Origin of the sequence: Marinobacter sp. F3R11, assembly GCF_003318275.1 — a bacterium.
In the GTDB taxonomy this organism is placed as follows: Bacteria; Pseudomonadota; Gammaproteobacteria; order Pseudomonadales; family Oleiphilaceae; genus Marinobacter.
The window spans coordinates 152,043-168,775 of sequence record NZ_QOCH01000013.1 but is presented as its reverse complement, the minus strand read 5'-3'; the positions used below and the strand labels follow the sequence as shown (position 1 = coordinate 168,775).

The 16,733-nt window shown below is 54.2% G+C and carries 18 protein-coding genes; 11 read left to right on the top strand and 7 right to left on the bottom strand.

Annotation, left to right across the window (positions count from 1 at the left end; translation table 11 throughout):
- Window positions 1-2 precede the first annotated feature (2 nt).
- From trxB to DS878_RS05745, 6 genes are all read right to left on the bottom strand, one after another.
- A complete protein-coding gene (gene trxB, locus DS878_RS05770; protein ID WP_113815026.1) occupies window positions 3-956 on the bottom strand; it encodes a thioredoxin-disulfide reductase in 954 nt (317 codons plus the stop codon).
- 142 nt (window positions 957-1,098) lie between these two features.
- Window positions 1,099-2,010, bottom strand: a complete 912-nt coding sequence (locus DS878_RS05765; RefSeq protein ID WP_113815025.1) for an AAA family ATPase — start codon at window positions 2,008-2,010, stop codon at window positions 1,099-1,101.
- Between the two features lie 7 nt (window positions 2,011-2,017).
- On the bottom strand, window positions 2,018-2,953 hold the full coding sequence (locus DS878_RS05760; RefSeq protein WP_113815024.1) for a carbon-nitrogen hydrolase: 936 nt from the start codon (window positions 2,951-2,953) through the stop codon (window positions 2,018-2,020).
- Window positions 2,950-4,002 carry an agmatine/peptidylarginine deiminase gene (locus tag DS878_RS05755; protein WP_187298744.1) on the bottom strand — a complete coding sequence of 351 codons (1,053 nt, stop codon included), beginning with the start codon at window positions 4,000-4,002 and terminating at the stop codon, window positions 2,950-2,952. The genes DS878_RS05760 and DS878_RS05755 overlap by 4 nt, the downstream gene beginning before the upstream one ends.
- 109 nt (window positions 4,003-4,111) lie before the next feature.
- Window positions 4,112-4,414 (bottom strand): hypothetical protein, encoded by a 303-nt coding sequence (locus tag DS878_RS05750; protein WP_113815023.1) that lies wholly within the window; start codon window positions 4,412-4,414, stop codon window positions 4,112-4,114.
- Window positions 4,415-4,518: 104 nt separating this feature from the next.
- Complete coding sequence (locus DS878_RS05745) at window positions 4,519-5,106, bottom strand: PilZ domain-containing protein (protein WP_113815022.1); 588 nt, start codon at window positions 5,104-5,106, stop codon at window positions 4,519-4,521.
- 121 nt (window positions 5,107-5,227) lie between these two features.
- Here DS878_RS05745 and DS878_RS05740 point away from each other — a divergent pair, with 121 nt between their 5' ends.
- Window positions 5,228-6,469, top strand: coding sequence for a lipoprotein-releasing ABC transporter permease subunit (locus DS878_RS05740; protein WP_113815021.1), 1,242 nt, complete (start codon window positions 5,228-5,230; stop codon window positions 6,467-6,469).
- A 13-nt stretch (window positions 6,470-6,482) separates the two neighbouring features.
- On the top strand, window positions 6,483-7,172 hold the full coding sequence (gene lolD / locus DS878_RS05735; RefSeq protein WP_113815433.1) for a lipoprotein-releasing ABC transporter ATP-binding protein LolD: 690 nt from the start codon (window positions 6,483-6,485) through the stop codon (window positions 7,170-7,172).
- Here lolD and DS878_RS05730 read toward each other — a convergent pair.
- On the bottom strand, window positions 7,160-7,708 hold the full coding sequence (locus tag DS878_RS05730) for a DUF2062 domain-containing protein (RefSeq protein WP_113815020.1): 549 nt from the start codon (window positions 7,706-7,708) through the stop codon (window positions 7,160-7,162). The two genes, lolD and DS878_RS05730, sit on opposite strands and share 13 nt — an antisense overlap.
- A gap of 81 nt (window positions 7,709-7,789) precedes the next feature.
- Here DS878_RS05730 and DS878_RS05725 point away from each other — a divergent pair, with 81 nt between their 5' ends.
- From DS878_RS05725 to murB, 9 genes are all read left to right on the top strand, one after another.
- A complete protein-coding gene (locus DS878_RS05725) occupies window positions 7,790-10,225 on the top strand; it encodes a DNA internalization-related competence protein ComEC/Rec2 (RefSeq protein WP_113815019.1) in 2,436 nt (811 codons plus the stop codon).
- Between the two features lie 72 nt (window positions 10,226-10,297).
- On the top strand, window positions 10,298-10,924 hold the full coding sequence (locus DS878_RS05720; protein ID WP_113815018.1) for a MotA/TolQ/ExbB proton channel family protein: 627 nt from the start codon (window positions 10,298-10,300) through the stop codon (window positions 10,922-10,924).
- A 5-nt stretch (window positions 10,925-10,929) separates the two neighbouring features.
- On the top strand, window positions 10,930-11,355 hold the full coding sequence (locus tag DS878_RS05715) for an ExbD/TolR family protein (protein ID WP_113815017.1): 426 nt from the start codon (window positions 10,930-10,932) through the stop codon (window positions 11,353-11,355).
- Window positions 11,352-13,130, top strand: a complete 1,779-nt coding sequence (gene msbA / locus DS878_RS05710; protein ID WP_410003456.1) for a lipid A export permease/ATP-binding protein MsbA — start codon at window positions 11,352-11,354, stop codon at window positions 13,128-13,130. The genes DS878_RS05715 and msbA overlap by 4 nt, the downstream gene beginning before the upstream one ends.
- Window positions 13,127-14,164 (top strand): tetraacyldisaccharide 4'-kinase, encoded by a 1,038-nt coding sequence (gene lpxK / locus DS878_RS05705; RefSeq protein WP_113815016.1) that lies wholly within the window; start codon window positions 13,127-13,129, stop codon window positions 14,162-14,164. The genes msbA and lpxK overlap by 4 nt, the downstream gene beginning before the upstream one ends.
- Window positions 14,165-14,183: 19 nt before the next feature.
- Window positions 14,184-14,372, top strand: a complete 189-nt coding sequence (locus tag DS878_RS05700; RefSeq protein ID WP_113815015.1) for a Trm112 family protein — start codon at window positions 14,184-14,186, stop codon at window positions 14,370-14,372.
- A gap of 26 nt (window positions 14,373-14,398) precedes the next feature.
- Window positions 14,399-15,214: a 3-deoxy-manno-octulosonate cytidylyltransferase gene (gene kdsB, locus DS878_RS05695; RefSeq protein ID WP_113815014.1), complete on the top strand. Its 816-nt coding sequence runs from the start codon at window positions 14,399-14,401 to the stop codon at window positions 15,212-15,214.
- On the top strand, window positions 15,211-15,690 hold the full coding sequence (locus DS878_RS05690; protein WP_113815013.1) for a low molecular weight protein-tyrosine-phosphatase: 480 nt from the start codon (window positions 15,211-15,213) through the stop codon (window positions 15,688-15,690). Before kdsB ends, DS878_RS05690 begins: the two co-directional genes overlap by 4 nt.
- Window positions 15,691-15,710: 20 nt before the next feature.
- Window positions 15,711-16,727, top strand: a complete 1,017-nt coding sequence (murB, locus tag DS878_RS05685; RefSeq protein ID WP_113815431.1) for a UDP-N-acetylmuramate dehydrogenase — start codon at window positions 15,711-15,713, stop codon at window positions 16,725-16,727.
- Window positions 16,728-16,733: the final 6 nt, after the last annotated feature.

Sequence of the window (16,733 nt, the reverse complement as noted above, 5' to 3'; positions counted from 1 at the left end):
ACTCAATCCTGATGATCCAGATATTTTTCGGCATCAAGCGCAGCCATGCAACCGAAGCCGGCAGAAGTGACGGCCTGGCGATACACGTGATCGGCTACATCGCCGGCCGCGAATACGCCGGGAATGCTGGTCTGAGTGGCCATGCCTTGCAGGCCGGACTTGATCTTGAGATAGCCGTTTTCCATTTCCAGCTGACTTTCGAAGAGGCTGGTGTTTGGCTTGTGTCCGATGGCGATGAACACGCCTGCAAGGTCAATATCCTGTGTGGAGCCATCTTTCATGCTTTTGATGCGCATGCCGGTTACGCCGGTATCGTCACCCAGGATCTCATCGAGAGTATGGTCCCAGACGATGTTGACGTTACCGTTTTCGGCTTTTTCAAAGAGTTTGTCCTGCAGAATCTTCTCGGCGCGCAGGCTGTCACGGCGGTGAACCAGAGTGACTTCCGCTGCGATGTTGGACAGATACAGGGCTTCTTCGACAGCGGTGTTGCCACCGCCAATGACGGCCACTTTCTGCTTTTTGTAGAAGAAACCGTCGCAGGTGGCACAGGCGGATACGCCCTGACCTTTAAAACGTTCTTCGGACTCAAGGCCCAGATACATGGCAGACGCACCTGTGGCGATGATAAGGGCATCACAGGTGTACTCACCGCTATCACCTTTCAAGCGGAAGGGGCGGTTCTGCAAATCGGCTTCGTTGATGGTGTCGTAAACGATATTGGTTTCAAAACGCTCAGCGTGTTTTTGCATGCGTTGCATGAGTTCAGGGCCCTGAACGCCGTCATTGTCGCCGGGCCAGTTGTCTACGTCGGTGGTGGTCGTGAGCTGGCCGCCGACTTCAATTCCAGTGATCAGTGTCGGGTTAAGGTTGGCCCTCGCTGCGTAAACTGCTGCGGTGTATCCGGCAGGGCCGGAGCCGAGGATGATCAGCCGGGAATGTTTGGTTTCGCTCATCGGTGTCTCTCACTAAATCGGTACGTGTCAGGCTTTTTAAGGGCCAGTAATGCGAGGAAGAAGAAAAGGCTATCACGAAAGCAGCTGGCTGCCATTCTGTTTTGGTCAATTCCATTAATAAAGCTTTACTATTGGTACCCGTTTACTCAAGCACAGAGACAGTGGCCAGCAACTGTCGCACTCGTTCTGCGCTTTTTCCGGATTCACCCTGTTCAAGGCGATGTTCAGCGATCGATGGGAATACCGCCTGAATGTCATCCGGCAGGGCATGGTGGCGCCCTTCCATAAGCGCCCAGGCTTTAGTAGCCCTGAGTAATCCAAGCCCGGCCCTGGGTGATAAACCGTAGAGCAGTCCTGGCATACGGCGGCTCTGTTCTAGCAGGCGCTGAATGTAGTTCAGGAGCGCGGGGCTGGCGGTTACCCGATTTACCTCATCCTGTAGTTTTGCGAGATTGGCTTCGGACAGCAATGTGCTGAGCCGGTCAGTCATTATCCGGCGATCTTCGCCTTCCAGAAGCTCGCGCTCGGCTCTGGGATCGGGGTAGCCGAGCCGTATACGCATCAGAAACCTGTCGAGCTGGGACTCAGGTAAAGGGTAAGTCCCTCCCTGTTCGGTGGGGTTCTGTGTAGCAATCACAAAGAACGGGTGTGGTAACGGGCGGGTTTCGCCCTCAATGGACACCTGGCGCTCTTCCATGGCTTCAAGTAGTGCACTTTGGGTTCGCGGCGATGCGCGGTTTATTTCATCCGCCAGTACAACCTGGGCAAAAATCGGCCCTGGATGGAATAACAGACTGCCGGCCTGTTTGTCGTACATGGAATAACCCAGTACGTCGGCAGGCAACAGGTCGTTGGTAAACTGAATACGCTGATAGCTGAGCCCCATGACCCTGGCCAATGCGTGGGACAGTGTTGTTTTGCCCATGCCGGGGATGTCTTCAATCAGCAGGTGGCCCTTGGCAAGCAGGCCGCACAGGGCCAGGCGAACCTGACGCTCCTTGCCCAGCAGGATCTGGTTCAGTTCCGTAACAACAGTATCTACCAGGTTTTTCATTCCGGGCTCAGTCCCTTACTCTTTTGAGAATATCGCCATAGGCGTCGATGCGCCGGTCTCTCAGGTACGGCCAGATGCGGCGAACCGATTCACTTCTCTGGCGGTCAAGGGTGACAGTCAGTATACACTCGGTACTTTCATCGGCCCGGGCCAGAAATTCCCCCTGAGGGCCACAGATAAAGCTGTTTCCCCAGAAGCGAATGCCGGAGGAGAGGCCTGTCGGGTCGGGTTCGATACCAACCCGGTTGGGAGCAACAACAGGCAGGTTGTTGGCAACTGCATGGCCTCGCTGAACGGTTACCCAGGCTTCCAGCTGGCGTGCCTGCTCATCCTGATCGTCGGTCGTGTCCCAGCCGATCGCCGTAGGGTAGATCAGTATCTCTGCGCCGGCCAGTGCCATCAGTCGTGCTGCTTCCGGGTACCATTGATCCCAGCATACGAGAACGCCCAGCTTGCCTGCTGAGGTTTCAATGGGTGAGAACCCGCTGCGGCCATCGTTGAATTGGGCATCGCCGGGAGTGAAATAGAATTTCTCATAGAAGCCCGGATCGTCGGGGATATGCATCTTGCGATACAGGCCAGCGATGGAACCGTCGTTTTCGATGACAACAGCCGTGTTGTGGTAAACGCCATTCATGCGGCGCTCGAAAACGGAGCCTACGATAACCACTTTCAGTTCCCGGGCCAACTCCGATAGTCGTTCGCTTGTGGGGCCGGGAATTGGCTCTGCGAGATCGAATATGCTGGTGTCTTCAGTCTGGCAAAAGTACTGGGTCGCATGTAGCTCTTGCAGAATGATCAGTTGAGCTCCGCCTGCCGCTGCTTCACGAACGAGTACTTCTGTTGTTGCCAGGCTGGCAGATTTATTCGCACTGCATGCCTGCTGAACGGCGGCGATCACAAGCTGATCCGAAACCGGATGCGTGCCAGGGTTCTGGCTCATGAAGAAACTACTCCTTCCGGAATTTGCATGGTGACGCAGTGCAGACTGCCATGTTGTTGCACCAGTGCCCGACAATTTATAGGGATAATCTCCCGGTTGGAAAATATCCGGCTGATGATTCTGATTGCATCTTCATCCTGGGGCACATCATAAACTGGTAATAATACAGCACCATTAATGATCAGAAAGTTAGCGTAAGTAGCCGGAAGGCGTTCGCCTTCATCACCGAAGACGGGGTCAGGCCAGGGCAGGGCTGTCAGTTTGTATGGCGAACCATCACGCTGGCGAAATTCCTGCAGGTCCTCTTCCATGGCTGCCAGTGCGCTGTAGTGCTCGTCAGCGACGTCCGGACAGGTTACGTAACAGATATGATCCGGGGCGCAGAACCTGGCTAATGTATCAATGTGGCTGTCCGTATCGTCCCCTTCAAGGTAACCGTGGTTAAGCCAGAGGATCCGGTCTGCACCCAGCACCTCAGACAGTCGTTGCTCGATAGCACCACGATCCATGGAGGCGTTGCGGGAAGGGGTCAGCAGGCACTCGCTGGTGGTGAGCAGGGTTCCTTGTCCATCGGATTCAATGGAGCCGCCTTCCAGCACAAAGTCCACGGTCTGCATGGGAGTGGCGCCGAACACTCCGAAATTGGCGAGGTGGCGATTCAGGGCGTCGTCTTTCTCCCAGGGAAATTTGCCCCCCCAGGCGTTAAAGCGGAAATCCAGCAGGGCAGGCCCTTGATTGGTGATTACCGTAATCGGGCCGTGATCGCGGGCCCAGGTATCATTTGCGGGAGCCGGCACGGCGTGCACGCGCCCTGGCAGGCCTTGCTGCATGGCCCATGCATTCAGCTCCCGGTCAAGATCCTGCAGCCTGGCAACGTGTTCGCAGCTGACAACCAGGTGCTCAAAGCGCAGGACCGAACGGGCGATTTCAAGAAATACCGGCTCCACCTTGTCGAGGCTACCTGCCCAGTCGGTACCGGGGTGGGGCCAAGTAAGCACAATGGCACTCTGAGGAGCCCACTCGGCGGGCAACACGCGTAAGGATGTCACTTTACCGTCACCTTAAAATTGCAAAAAGCCGCCATTTTTTACAAAGGGCGGCATGCCGTCAGAATGTGTGTTCAGGCTGACGGGCGGGGAAACACCATACTTGAAAATGTCAGCGCTTGTGTTTCAGCACTGAGTGTATGACGCGGTCATTTTCGAAATAGACCACAAAATTATCGTAGTGCCACTGACTGATCGGGGGTTGTCCAACCGGGCCTTCAGCTTTAGCCGGCTCACCCCATGATGCTCGCACCGACGCTTGTGTCAGTCCGGTACGGGGCATTTTTTCCTGGCTTCTGTCTGCCTGGCTGCCAACGGGAACGCGAAGCTCTTCGGCAAATGCACCGGAAACCGGGGTCAGGGTAAGTAGTATTGCCGTTGCCAGTGTACCCGTCAGGGCTCGCTTTACTGTCATTTATGGTTCTCCACTGATACTTGGGTCTCCGGCACGTGTTCCGGGGACATGGATAAAACGTAATATCCGAGAAATTCGGGTAAAAGTCACATGTTTTCGCCAGTCTACTCTTTTTGTCGCTGGCGAATTTGATATCGCATCACATGTCGGGCGATTTGCTGCCGATCGCTTTCCTGAATCTGGATAAAACCGGTATGAACCCTTGCCCTGCCTGTTTCATCAACCTGAATGTCCAGAACCTCTGCGACGGCCCGGGGTTGGGAAAGCTCTGGTGGCAGCGTCATGCGAACGCTGAGCCTGTCGCCAGTCTGCCACGCTTGCGGGCTTGCGCAAAATGCCAGGCCGCCTTCGCTCAGGGTTACCTCTTGCCAGTCCTCAGGTTGCAAGGGATTTTGCTGAAAGGCCATAATGCGCGCAAGTATATCCAGCTTGCTGTTAAGGGACTTTATGAGCCCTGTGAGCAGGCGATCCTGATCAGCCAGGATTGCAAGTTGGGATTTGATGTCCAGGTCCAGGCGTCTGAGTTCGGCCTCAAGATTGTTGAGGTGGTCGTCGTTAAAAACGTTCTCGTTCAGGCTGTCTGATGGCGACAGCTTATGGACTTCCAGGCCAATCCGGTCTGCGATGCGGTAAAACTCCCGACGCTCAGGCACATAATCTGCCGGTTCGGATGGCGTATCTTGAATGTGCATTCAGGACTCCGTAATGAGGGTTCTGGCCAGTATCAAAAGTTTAGCAGTTTCCCTCCGTGCTGAAAGGCAGGTGGGAATTTCAGACCACGATTGACCCGAAGGTAGCAACAGGCACCTCTTCATGTTCAGACCCTTATCGTTTTGTATCGGCCTGCGCTATACCGCAGCCAAACGGCGTAACCACTTTATCTCGTTTATCTCGCTCACATCCATGATCGGGCTGATGCTTGGTGTTGCAGTGCTGATCATCGTGCTTTCTGTGATGAATGGATTCGATCGCGAGCTCAAGGAGAGAATCCTTGGAATGGTCCCTCACGCCATTATCCAGAGCAGCGGGCCGCTGGAGGATTGGGAGACGGTGGATGCTCAGGTGCAGGAACATCCCCGGGTTCTCGCTGCAGCTCCGTTTGTTCAGGGGCAGGGCATGATTACCGGAGGTGGTGATGTGCGTGGAGTCTTGCTTAACGGTGTACTGCCGGAGGAGGAACGCACAGTCTCAATCATTGAAGACCATATGATTGAAGGCAAGCTGGACGATCTGGTTGCGGGTGAGTTCGGGATCATCGTTGGCCGAACCATGGCCGCCAGTCTGCGTTTGCAGTTGGGCGATAAAGTGACCGTAGTGCTGCCGGAAGCCTCAGTGACGCCGGCCGGGGTTTTGCCCAGGCTGAAAAGATTTACGGTGAAGGGCATTTTCAGCGTGGGCGCCGAACTGGATGGCAACTACACGCTTATCCACATGGATGATGCTGCCAAATTAATGCGAACCGGTGGCAAAGCCCAGGGTGTCAGGTTGCTTGTGGATGATCTTTTTGCAGCACCAAAGGTCGCAGAAGAGGCGGCCAGAGCACTTTCGGGTCGTTACTATATTTCAGACTGGACACGCACCCACGGCAACTTGTTCCAGGCCATCCGCATGGAAAAAACCATGATCGGGCTTTTGCTCATGTTTATTGTGGCAGTTGCAGCCTTCAACATTGTATCTACCCTGGTCATGGTGGTGACTGATAAAACTGCGGATATAGCCATTCTTCGTACTATGGGCGCAACGCCTGGGCGCATTATGAGGATTTTTATTGTCCAGGGTGCCGTCATCGGGGTTTTCGGAACAATGATAGGTACAGGCTTGGGTATTCTTGGTGCGCTTAATATCAGTGCATTTATCTCATGGCTTGAAGGGGTGCTTGGCCACAAGTTTCTGAGTGCCGATGTCTATTTTATCAGTTATCTGCCCTCTCAGTTGCAGTGGCAGGACGTGTCCATCATCAGTGGCGCCGGCCTTGCGCTGAGCCTGTTGGCGACCATATATCCGGCGTGGAAAGCGTCACGGGTGGATCCTGCGGAGGCTCTGCGTTATGAATAAGGAAAAGGGCGCCATGACGGATGATTCCCTGGTAATTGATTGTCGTCAGGTTACCCGGACCTATACTCAGGGGCCGGAAAAACTGACTATCTTTTCTGATATCTCGCTTGAGGTTACTGCGGGTGAGACTGTCGCGATCGTGGGGAGCAGCGGAGCAGGTAAAACAACCCTGCTGAACCTTCTGGGGGGGCTGGACAAGCCTTCGTCGGGGCATATCTCCATTTGTGGTAAGGACATTCATCGTTTGTCAGAGGCGGGGCGAGCGCGTTTTCGAAACCGGCATCTCGGTTTTGTCTACCAGTTTCACCACCTGTTGCCTGAATTCACCGCTCTTGAGAACGTCATGATGCCTTGTGTGCTTGGGGGTATGGGCGTTAGCGGAGCCAGATCGCGGGCGCAGACAATTTTGCAGAAGGTCGGGCTTGCTGAGCGTCTGGCCCATAAACCTGGTGAACTTTCTGGCGGCGAGCGTCAGCGTGTTGCTATAGCCCGTGCGCTGGTTAATGAACCCGATTGTGTTTTGATGGATGAACCCACCGGTAATCTTGATGAACACACGGGTGAGGGCGTGCGAGACCTCATTGAGTCTTTGCGTAACCAGTTGGGAATTGCATTTGTGATGGTTACCCATGATATGAAGATGGCTCGAAGTCTTGGGCGGGTATTGAGGCTGGAGCAGGGAAGGCTGGTTCAGGAAGCCTGATCGTGGGATTGGCGCCGGAGAGCTTTTCGCGCACGGAGGCGGAGTTGCCAATCCGTGCGGATTTTCCGGCGCCAGATAAATTGTATTATCAGATAAGCCAGGCAAGCGGAAACAGTGGCGACGATCAGTGAGCCAAGATACAGGGGGATGCCGATATCCAGTAGTCGCTCGCTGATCCATGACCACGAAAGCCGGAAATCGAAGCTCAGCACCGGCCGGTTCAGAACCCAGGCCCCTACCTTGTAATTGAAGTAAAACATGGGTGGCATGGTAATGGGGTTGCTGATCCATACCAGCACCACAGATAAAGGCAGGTTTGCATTAAACCAGATGGCGAAAACGGCTGCAGCCAGCATCTGGAAGGGCATCGGGATAAAGCAGAAAAAGACACCGATCAGAAACGCCCGGGCGACACTGTGACGGTTGATATGCCAGAGGTTCGGTTCATTAACTATCTCGCCAAGAAAACCAAGCGATTGCATCGCTTGCACCTTCTCAGGTGATGGCAGATAACGTTTCATGAACTTCTTCGGCATTGGGAAGCTCTACTTTCAAGTCGAATGAAACTCCGGCGCCAAGGATATCGCCGACGGGTTGGATCATCGGGAGGACAAGGATTGTCCGGAAACTCTTCAGCACGCTTTGCAGTACTGGGCATATTCGCTTTTTCCTGCGGCGTCATCTTACTTTATAGCTTGGCGGTGTTACCACCTCCAGTGTGGCTGCTTGGGCTTGTAGTTCCAACTTTGTCGTGGTTTTTACCAATACGAAGGCAGCTCTTCCGGTTACTTCGGGTTCTTTCTTTCGGGCTTGCCCTGGGTGTTGCCTGGGCGGGCCTGTGGGCTCACGAACGTCTTGAGCAGCGCCTCCCTGCAGGCCTTGAGGGTGAAAAAACAGTTGTTTCAGGATACCTGTGTGAGCTTCCTGTATCCGGTAACTTCAACAGTCTTCGGTTCAGTTTCTGCGTAACCCGATGGTACGGGGATTCATCGATCTCCGGAGAACCCCTGCCGGAAAGGTTGCGCCTGGCCTGGTATGGCGTGCCTGCTGATGGTCTTCCCGGGCACCGTTTACGCCTGGAAGTGGTGCTGAAAAGACCTCATGGAAACCTTAACCCTGAAGGTTTTCGGTATGAGGACTGGCTGTTCCGTAAAGGGTACCGGGCAACCGGCAGTGTACGCACTGTTGTTCCGGATCCGTCGGTATTCTGTTCGCTGCAGTGTCAGTATCATCGTTATCACATTGGGCTGGCCCGGTGGGTTGACAGACAATTCGCAGATGCCGTGCACCATCCATTAATTGCATCTCTGCTGATCGGGAACCGGGGGCACCTGTCTTCCGGACATTGGGATGTCTTCAAGGCTACCGGAACCATTCATCTGGTTGCTATATCGGGGCTTCATCTCGGATTGGTGGCGCTGGGCGCCGGTTTTGTGTCTCGCCGGCTACTGTTGGCAATATCTTCCTATCGCATGAGTGAGCATTCCGTGCGTCTTGCAACCTTTTTGACGATTATCCTGTGCTGCACGCTCTATGCGCTGGCTGCCGGTTTTACCGTACCTACCCGGAGAGCTCTTGTGATGGTCACCGTTGGCGGCTGGCTACTTCTGATGGCGAGACAGGTTTCGCCGTGGCATGCCATGGTTGTCGCGCTTGGGCTGGTTCTGCTGTTCGATCCTTTTGCTCCCCTGGATCAGGGCTTCTGGCTGTCTTTCGGGGCGGTTTCCATTCTGATCTGTATTTATGCGGGTCGGCTGGGTGGTACCGGATGGCTCAAAGCCCTTGTTCTCGCTCAGGGTGCCGTGTTCGCGGCGCTCTGGCCTTTGCTTGAGCTGATAGGGCAGGGTCAGCCTGTTGCTGGTTTGCTTGCTAACCTTGTTTCAATTCCCTGGGTATCTATTGTGGTGATGCCCGTACTGATTGTCGGCGGGGTAGCAGTTGCCATTATCCCTCAGCTTTCGACCCTTGTTATACAGATAATGGATGCGGCTCTTGGTGTGATGTGGCGTTTTCTGGGGTGGGTTGCGGGTATAAACTGGCCTGAGCTCGAAGCCGGTTTCCCGGAAATATTCGGCTTCGGCTTGCTGGTTCTCCTGGTTATCACTGTGCCTGTCAGAACGTTTCGCGTTGTGGCCTCCGTTGTTGTATTGGTCTGGGTTATGGGGGCCATGACTCCCGTTGAGAGCGGCAACCCGCGGGTCGCCAGTCCGGAAGTATGGGTCTGGGATGTAGGTCAGGGCCTGTCAGCGATGTTGCGGGAAGGTAACAGGGTGCTGGTGTACGATACCGGGCCTGAAGTGGAAGGCGTCTTTTCGGCGGCAGAATCGGTCATTCTGCCTAACCTCAGGGCCTTGGGTGTCAGGCGAATTGACACCTTGGTTGTGAGTCATGCCGATAACGATCACTCCGGTGGCATTGCTTTGCTCGTGGATAAATTTCAGGTAGGCAGCATAGTGACGGGTGAGCCAGAGGCTATTCGTGAAAAACTGGATTTACAGCAGCAGGAGAAACCGGAGCGCAGGCAGGTCAATATCCGGAGCTGCGCTGGTAAAGGCAAGTTGTCAAATGAGGTGTTGTTGTCCTTCTGGCAAGCAAACGGAGCCCGGACAGGCAATGATGCCTCCTGTGTGCTGACAGTCAGGTATGAGAATTCAGATGTTGCATGGATCTTGCCAGGGGATATAACCGCTTCTGTTGAACCCGGCTACCTTGAAGCCATCGAGGGTACACTGTTGGCGGATCCTCCCCGGGAACTGGTTGTGATTGCGCCTCATCACGGCAGCAAAACGTCGTCTTCCGATACCTGGGTCAGCACTCTTGATCCGGATCGGGTGATCTACACGGCAGGATATCGGCACAGATATGGTCATCCTCATCCAGGTGTAACGGCTCGTTATCGTCGGCAAGGGGCTCAGGCGCACAACACTGCATGCTCAGGCGCTCTTGCGATGGTTGTGGCAGATGGAGCTGTCCAGATCCGCGAGTCGCGACACCAAAGTCCCTTCTGGATCAGTGGTCCGGGCCTTGCCAGAGACCAGTGTCAAATACCGTGACATACTGGGTGTGGCCTATGACGACAGCTATGCTAAAGTAGCGCGGCTTGTAAACAATCAGGGAGATCAAGCGTGTTCGAGTTGTTGAAAGCTGGTGGCATTCTTATGGTGCCGATTGTTGCCTGTTCCATTCTGGCACTTGCGATCATTCTGGAGCGTTTCTGGACGCTGAGAGTATCCCGTGTCGCGCCGCCTCAGAGTACTAATGAGTTGTGGCGCTGGATCAAGAAAAAAGAACTTAATGGCCGCAAGCTGAAGGCGCTTCAAGCTTCTTCACCGCTGGGCCGTATTCTCGCCGGCGGCCTGATGAATGCGAAGCATGGTCGTGAGATCATGAAAGAAAGTATCGAGCATGAAGCCAGTCAGGTTATCCATGACCTGGAGCGTTTTCTGAATCCACTGGGTACAGTCGCGACGATTACTCCTTTGCTTGGTCTCCTCGGGACTGTCATAGGTATGATCAAGGTGTTTGCTGAAATCCAGCTTGCCGGAGTGGGTAATGCTGGCAATCTTGCCGGCGGCATCTCCGAGGCTTTGATTACTACCGCTGCGGGCCTGAGTGTCGCGATACCGGCATTGATCTGCCATCGCTATTTTATCCGGCGGGTAGACGAGCTTGTGGTTGGTATGGAGCAGGAAGCCATCAAGTTGGTTGAAGTTGTACACGGTGATCGCGAAATCGACGTGGAAGGGGCCTGACTGCTGTGAAGTTCACACGCCAGAGAAGTCAGGAAGTCGGGGTCGATCTGACACCACTGATCGATGTGGTTTTTCTGTTGCTGATTTTCTTTATGGTCTCCACGACCTTTACACGGGAAAGCCATTTGCAGGTGGAATTGCCTGAAGCCAGTGGTGAGCCGGCTTCACCAGCGGAAGTCAGACAGATTGACGTGGTTATCAACGCAGAGGGCCAGTACCTTCTTAATGACAAGGCTTTGGTTAATAACCGTCGTGAGACGCTGGAACGCGGAGTTAGCGAGCTCGCCGAAGGCGATACGGGTCTGCCATTTATCATCACGGCTGATGCGAGAACCCCTCATGAGTACGTAGTCAGGGCCATGGACGTTGCTGGTCGTCTGGGATTCTCGCGGCTGAGTATCACTACTGAGCGTGAGGCCGAGAGCCAGTGAGTCAAGCCGGACCGCTACCTGACCCTAAACACGTCAAACCTGGCGAGACCTGGCCAACCTACAAGCGCCTGCTGACTTATGTAAAGCCATTCTGGATGGCATTTTCGCTGGCTGTAGTTGGTAACGTAATCTATGCTGCGGCTTCCACTGGTATGGCCGCAGCCATGGAATATGTCATCGCTGCCATTGAAAACCCTACCGATCAGAACCGGTTGTTATTAACTTTTCTGATTGTTGCAGTGTTTTCGTTCCGTGGCGTTGGCACCTTCATGAGTCAGTATTTCATCAGTTATGTTGGGCGAAAGGTTATCAATGCGCTCCGTAATGACGTGTTTAACCGGCTGATGACACTTCCCTCCCGTTACTTTGACGATAATGCTGCCGGAAGGCTGGTATCCAAGCTTACCTTTAACGTAGAGCAGGTAGCCGAAGCCGCAACTAACGCCATAACCATAACCTTGAGAGAGGGCCTGACAATTCTGGGCCTGCTCGGGTTTATGCTTTACACCAACTGGAAGCTGACTCTGGTTTTTCTGGCGGTTGGGCCTTTGATCGCAGCTGTTGTCAGTTACGCGAGCAAGCGCTTTCGCAAAATCAGTCAGCGTATTCAAGGCTCCATGGGCGATATAACTCATGTGGCATCTGAATCGATTGCTGGTTATCGGGTCGTCCGTACCTTTGGCGGCATTGAGTATGAAAAGCAGCGTTTTCAGAAGGTTAATGACCAGAACCTGAAGCAAAGTCTCAAGATGGCATCAACCCAGGCAATCAGTGTCCCTGTAATTCAGACTCTGGTGGCCGTTGCCATTGCTGCGCTTGTCTGGACCATGCTTTCGCCGGAGATCCGAGGTGAGATGACAACTGGGCAGTTGGTGGCTTTTATTACGGCCGCTACGACCATGGCGAAACCTATTCGCCAGGTGACGTCCGTTCATTCCAAAATCCAGAAAGGTGTCGCAGCTGCGTCTGATGTGTTTGAAACCATGGACGAGGCTCCGGAACAGGATCCCGGAACCTATGCGCCCGAGCGTGTTGAGGGAACCATCGAGTTTGACTCAGTGTCTTTCCGTTACCGGGATCAACTCGATAATGTGCTGGAGGGTATATCTGTTGAAATTCCTGCCGGGCAGAGCGTAGCTCTGGTCGGGCGCTCGGGCAGTGGGAAATCAACACTGGTAAGCCTGCTGCCAAGATTTTATGAATATACCGATGGCGAAATCCTTATAGACGGCCGTTCACTCGAGGATTTTTCTCTCAAGGCGCTCAGGTCCCAGATCGCACTGGTTACCCAGAATGTTGTGCTGTTTAACGACTCGATTGCAGCCAATATTGCCTATGGCGCGCTCCGGGACTGTAGCCGGGAAGAAATTCGTGAGGCTGCAGCAAAAGCTCACGCACTGGAGTTTATTGATCGCATGCCGGATGGTCTGGATACCATGATCGGAGACAACGGTGTGATGCTCTCGGGCGGTCAGCGCCAACGTCTTGCGATTGCAAGAGCTTTGCTTAAGGATGCACCGATCCTGATTCTGGATGAGGCAACTTCTGCATTGGACACTGAATCAGAACGTCATATTCAGGAAGCGCTTGAAACGGTTATCCAGGGCAGGACTACACTCGTGATTGCCCACAGACTTTCGACCATTGAGAAGGCTGACCGGATTTTGGTTATGGATAATGGACGTATTGTAGAATCAGGGGTTCATAAGGACCTTCTTGCCAAAAACGGTGTTTACGCCCAACTGCATCAGATGCAGTTCAGTGAACAGTCATGACATCTGTTGTAGAGCGTTTTTGGTACGGTAAAGGCCGCCCGCTCACTATTTTAGCCCCGCTTTCCTGGCTTTACCGGGCTATAGCTGAATCGAAGCGGCGCAAAGCGTTGAATATGCACGCACGGACGTTGCCGGTACCCGTTGTGGTCGTTGGTAATATCACTGCAGGTGGTACCGGTAAATCTCCGTTAACCGCCTGGCTTGTAGATGAAATCCGTGCTGCAGGCTGGCGCCCGGTTATTCTTAGTCGTGGGTATGGTGGTAAAGCATCCGGTTATCCGCTGCTGGTAACAGAGAATACTCTGCCATCACTTGCAGGGGATGAGCCGGTCATGCTCGCTCAGGCAGCCCGTGTGCCTGTAGTGGTTGATCCCGACCGCTGCCGGGGTGCGGCTTTTGCTCTCGACAATGCTCTGGGTGACGTGCTTATCAGCGATGACGGGCTTCAGCACTATCGCTTGCCCAGGGATATTGAACTGGCCGTGTTTGACGGTGCCCGAGGTATCGGAAACGGAGCCCTTATTCCTGTAGGGCCCCTGCGGGAGCCGGTCAGCCGCCTGGAGAGTGTGGACTTTGTTATTGTGAACGGTGCTGCGCCAGCCGATGAACAGGGCAGGGTTTTGCAGCAGGGTCTTGCGGACATTTCGCATCCACATATGTACACGATGAATCTGGTGCCAACCCGTCTGGTCAACCTTAAAAGCGGGGAAAACAGAACCCCTGAAAGTCTGCAGGGCAAACGGGTTCGCGCGGTGGCCGGTATCGGTAATCCGGGCCGTTTTTTCGATACACTCAGAGGACTGGGGGCAGAGGTGACTGCCGTGCCTTTTCCCGATCACCATCATTTTCGCCTGGAAGATCTGGGTGCCGATTCTGACCAGATGCTGGTTATGACGGCCAAGGATGGGGTTAAGTGCCGGGGCTTTGCGCCCAATAATTCCTGGGTGCTGTATGTCGAAGCAAAGTTGCCAAAGGCGTTTTCAGAGGCTGTTCTTGAAAAACTACGCGCCTGTTCCGGGCCGTCAACCTCTTAACTGTCAGTGAGAATGTATTATGGATAAAAAGCTCCTGGGCCTGTTGGCCTGCCCCGTATGTAAAGGTGACCTGAAGCTCAATGAAGGCAAAACCGAGCTGATTTGCTATCAGGACGCCATGGCATTTCCCATTCGGGAAGGTATTCCTGTCATGCTGGCCTCTGAGGCCCGTACACTCTCCACAGACGAACGCCTTCACAAAAACTGATTCAGTTCCTTGCAGGATCGAAACCCATGTCTTTTACGGTTGTGATTCCAGCCCGCTACGCCTCCACCCGATTACCTGGTAAGCCACTGCTGGATATTGCCGGCAAGCCTATGGTTCAGCACGTTTGTGAACGTGCATCTGAAAGCCGGGCTGGCCGCGTTGTTGTAGCAACAGATGATCCACGTATTCAGTCTGCCTGTGAGGCATTTGGTGCCGAAGTGGTTATGACGTCGCCCAATCATGTCAGCGGTACCGACCGGCTGGAAGAAGTTGTGCGCAAACTAGGGCTCGACCCGGATCATCGCATTGTTAATGTTCAGGGCGATGAGCCCCTGATTCCGCCTCGTCTGATAGACCAGGTTGCGGAGAATCTCGATCTCTACCCTGAAGCAGCTATCGCAACGCTCTGCGAGCGCCTCCACGACATGGAGCAGGTCTTCAACCCCAACGTTGTAAAAGTTGTTTTTGATATTGAAGGGATGGCTCATTACTTTAGCCGGGCACCTATTCCCTGGGCGCGGGATTACTGGCGCGATATAGGACAGGACAACCTTTCAGCGCCCAATGCCGGCGCAGCCCTGAATGATGGAGCCGGATATTTCCGCCATATAGGTATTTATGGATACCGGGCCAGTGTACTCAGCCGCTTCGTGGCCTGGCCTCCAGCGCCGACAGAGCAGGCTGAATCACTGGAACAGCTTAGGGCCTTATATAACGGTGCCCGGATTCACGTTGAGGTGGCCGCTGGCACACCTCCAGCCGGTGTTGATACTGAAGAAGATTTGCAGCGAGTCAGGGCCTGGATGGCCAAAGCCACTAAAACCGGAGAATACGGGGCATGAGCCGGCGCTTCAGTGTGCTTTTCGTGTGCCTGGGGAACATCTGTCGTTCGCCCACGGCTGAAGGGGTATTCCGAAAGCTGGTAGAGAAGGCCGGGCTGCTGGAGCAAATAGAGATTGATTCCTGCGGTACAGGCAGCTGGCATATTGGCAAAGGACCTGACCCTCGGTCTTTGGAAGCAGCTGCAAAGCGGGGAATTGATATCAGTATGCTCAGGGCACGCCAGTTTACTGAACGGGACCTGGACACTTTCGACTATGTGGTTGTGATGGATCGCCAGAACCTGGCGGATGTGAAAGATATCTGGCACCAGAACGGTGGTACACGGCCGACCCTCTTTCTTGAGTATGGCCAATCGGATCTTGTTGAAGTTCCCGACCCTTATTTTGGTGGCCAGGACGGGTTTGAGCGGGTGCTTGACCTGATTGAAGATGCAGGTGAAGGGTTGCTTGGTGATATTCAGGAGCGTATGGCGTGAGCCAGCGTACGGGATTCCCGATGAAGTTAAAGGAGAACGTCGGACTTTCGGCGCTCAATACGTTGGGCGTGTGCGCAGCGGCAAGATTCTACATGGATGTCGATAGCCTGGATGATTTGCGCGGTGCTCTGGCATGGGCGGAGGCTAATGGCCAAAAAATACTGGTGCTAGGCGGCGGCAGCAATCTGGTATTTGCCGGAGATTTTGATGGCCTCGTTATTCGTATGCGAATGGCTTCGCGCAGGTGGGAGCAGGTTGACGGTACAGGTGCAACCCTGGTGTTAGGTGCCGGTGAGAACTGGCATCAGGCGGTTCTGTACGCTGCAAGGGCAGGGTACAGGGGCGTTGAGAACCTGGCACTGATACCTGGTACGGCGGGCGCCGCCCCTGTGCAGAATATAGGGGCTTATGGAGTTGAACTGTGCGATACGCTGCTTTCTGTTACAGCTCTGGACCTGGAATCCGGCGAGCTGGTAAAGCTTGATAATGCGGAATGTGGATTTGCATACCGCGACAGCGTGTTCAAGCAGTCGCCTGGTCGCTACATTATTACCGAGATCAGATTGCGTCTGTCCCGTGATAAGCCTTTGCAGCTCGGCTACCGGGATCTTGAAGAATATCTGGGCGAAGCAGTTTCTCCTGATCTGGATGCTCTGGCAGTCGCCGAGGCAGTGATGGCGGTCCGTCGCCGGAAGCTGCCGGACCCGGAGATTATTCCCAACGTCGGGAGTTTTTTCAAAAACCCTGTTGTGCCTGAGGAAAAGTTCACTGAATTGAAGTCTGCGCATCCGGATGTCGTGGGATACCCGCAGGTAGATTCAGTAAAGCTGGCGGCAGCATGGCTTATAGATCAATGCGGATGGAAGGGGTATCGCAACCTTCGGGTAGGTGTCCACAATCGTCAGGCCCTGGTATTGATCAATCATTCTGGTGGAACGGGGCAGGATGTGCTTGAGCTGGCTTCGGATATTCGCCAGTCGGTGCAGAAGCGTTTTGGGGTGAATCTCGATATGGAGCCAGGAATTGTAGGCGGCTGAGTGTCC

Coding starts and splice junctions, on each gene's coding strand:
- trxB (WP_113815026.1), bottom strand. CDS start 956: ATGAGCGAAACCAAACATTCCCGGCTGATCATCCTCGGCTCCGGCCCT.
- DS878_RS05765 (WP_113815025.1), bottom strand. CDS start 2,010: ATGAAAAACCTGGTAGATACTGTTGTTACGGAACTGAACCAGATCCTG.
- DS878_RS05760 (WP_113815024.1), bottom strand. CDS start 2,953: ATGAGCCAGAACCCTGGCACGCATCCGGTTTCGGATCAGCTTGTGATC.
- DS878_RS05750 (WP_113815023.1), bottom strand. CDS start 4,414: ATGACAGTAAAGCGAGCCCTGACGGGTACACTGGCAACGGCAATACTA.
- DS878_RS05745 (WP_113815022.1), bottom strand. CDS start 5,106: ATGCACATTCAAGATACGCCATCCGAACCGGCAGATTATGTGCCTGAG.
- DS878_RS05740 (WP_113815021.1), top strand. CDS start 5,228: ATGTTCAGACCCTTATCGTTTTGTATCGGCCTGCGCTATACCGCAGCC.
- lolD (WP_113815433.1), top strand. CDS start 6,483: ATGACGGATGATTCCCTGGTAATTGATTGTCGTCAGGTTACCCGGACC.
- DS878_RS05730 (WP_113815020.1), bottom strand. CDS start 7,708: ATGCCGAAGAAGTTCATGAAACGTTATCTGCCATCACCTGAGAAGGTG.
- lpxK (WP_113815016.1), top strand. CDS start 13,127: ATGACATCTGTTGTAGAGCGTTTTTGGTACGGTAAAGGCCGCCCGCTC.
- DS878_RS05700 (WP_113815015.1), top strand. CDS start 14,184: ATGGATAAAAAGCTCCTGGGCCTGTTGGCCTGCCCCGTATGTAAAGGT.
- kdsB (WP_113815014.1), top strand. CDS start 14,399: ATGTCTTTTACGGTTGTGATTCCAGCCCGCTACGCCTCCACCCGATTA.
- DS878_RS05690 (WP_113815013.1), top strand. CDS start 15,211: ATGAGCCGGCGCTTCAGTGTGCTTTTCGTGTGCCTGGGGAACATCTGT.
- murB (WP_113815431.1), top strand. CDS start 15,711: ATGAAGTTAAAGGAGAACGTCGGACTTTCGGCGCTCAATACGTTGGGC.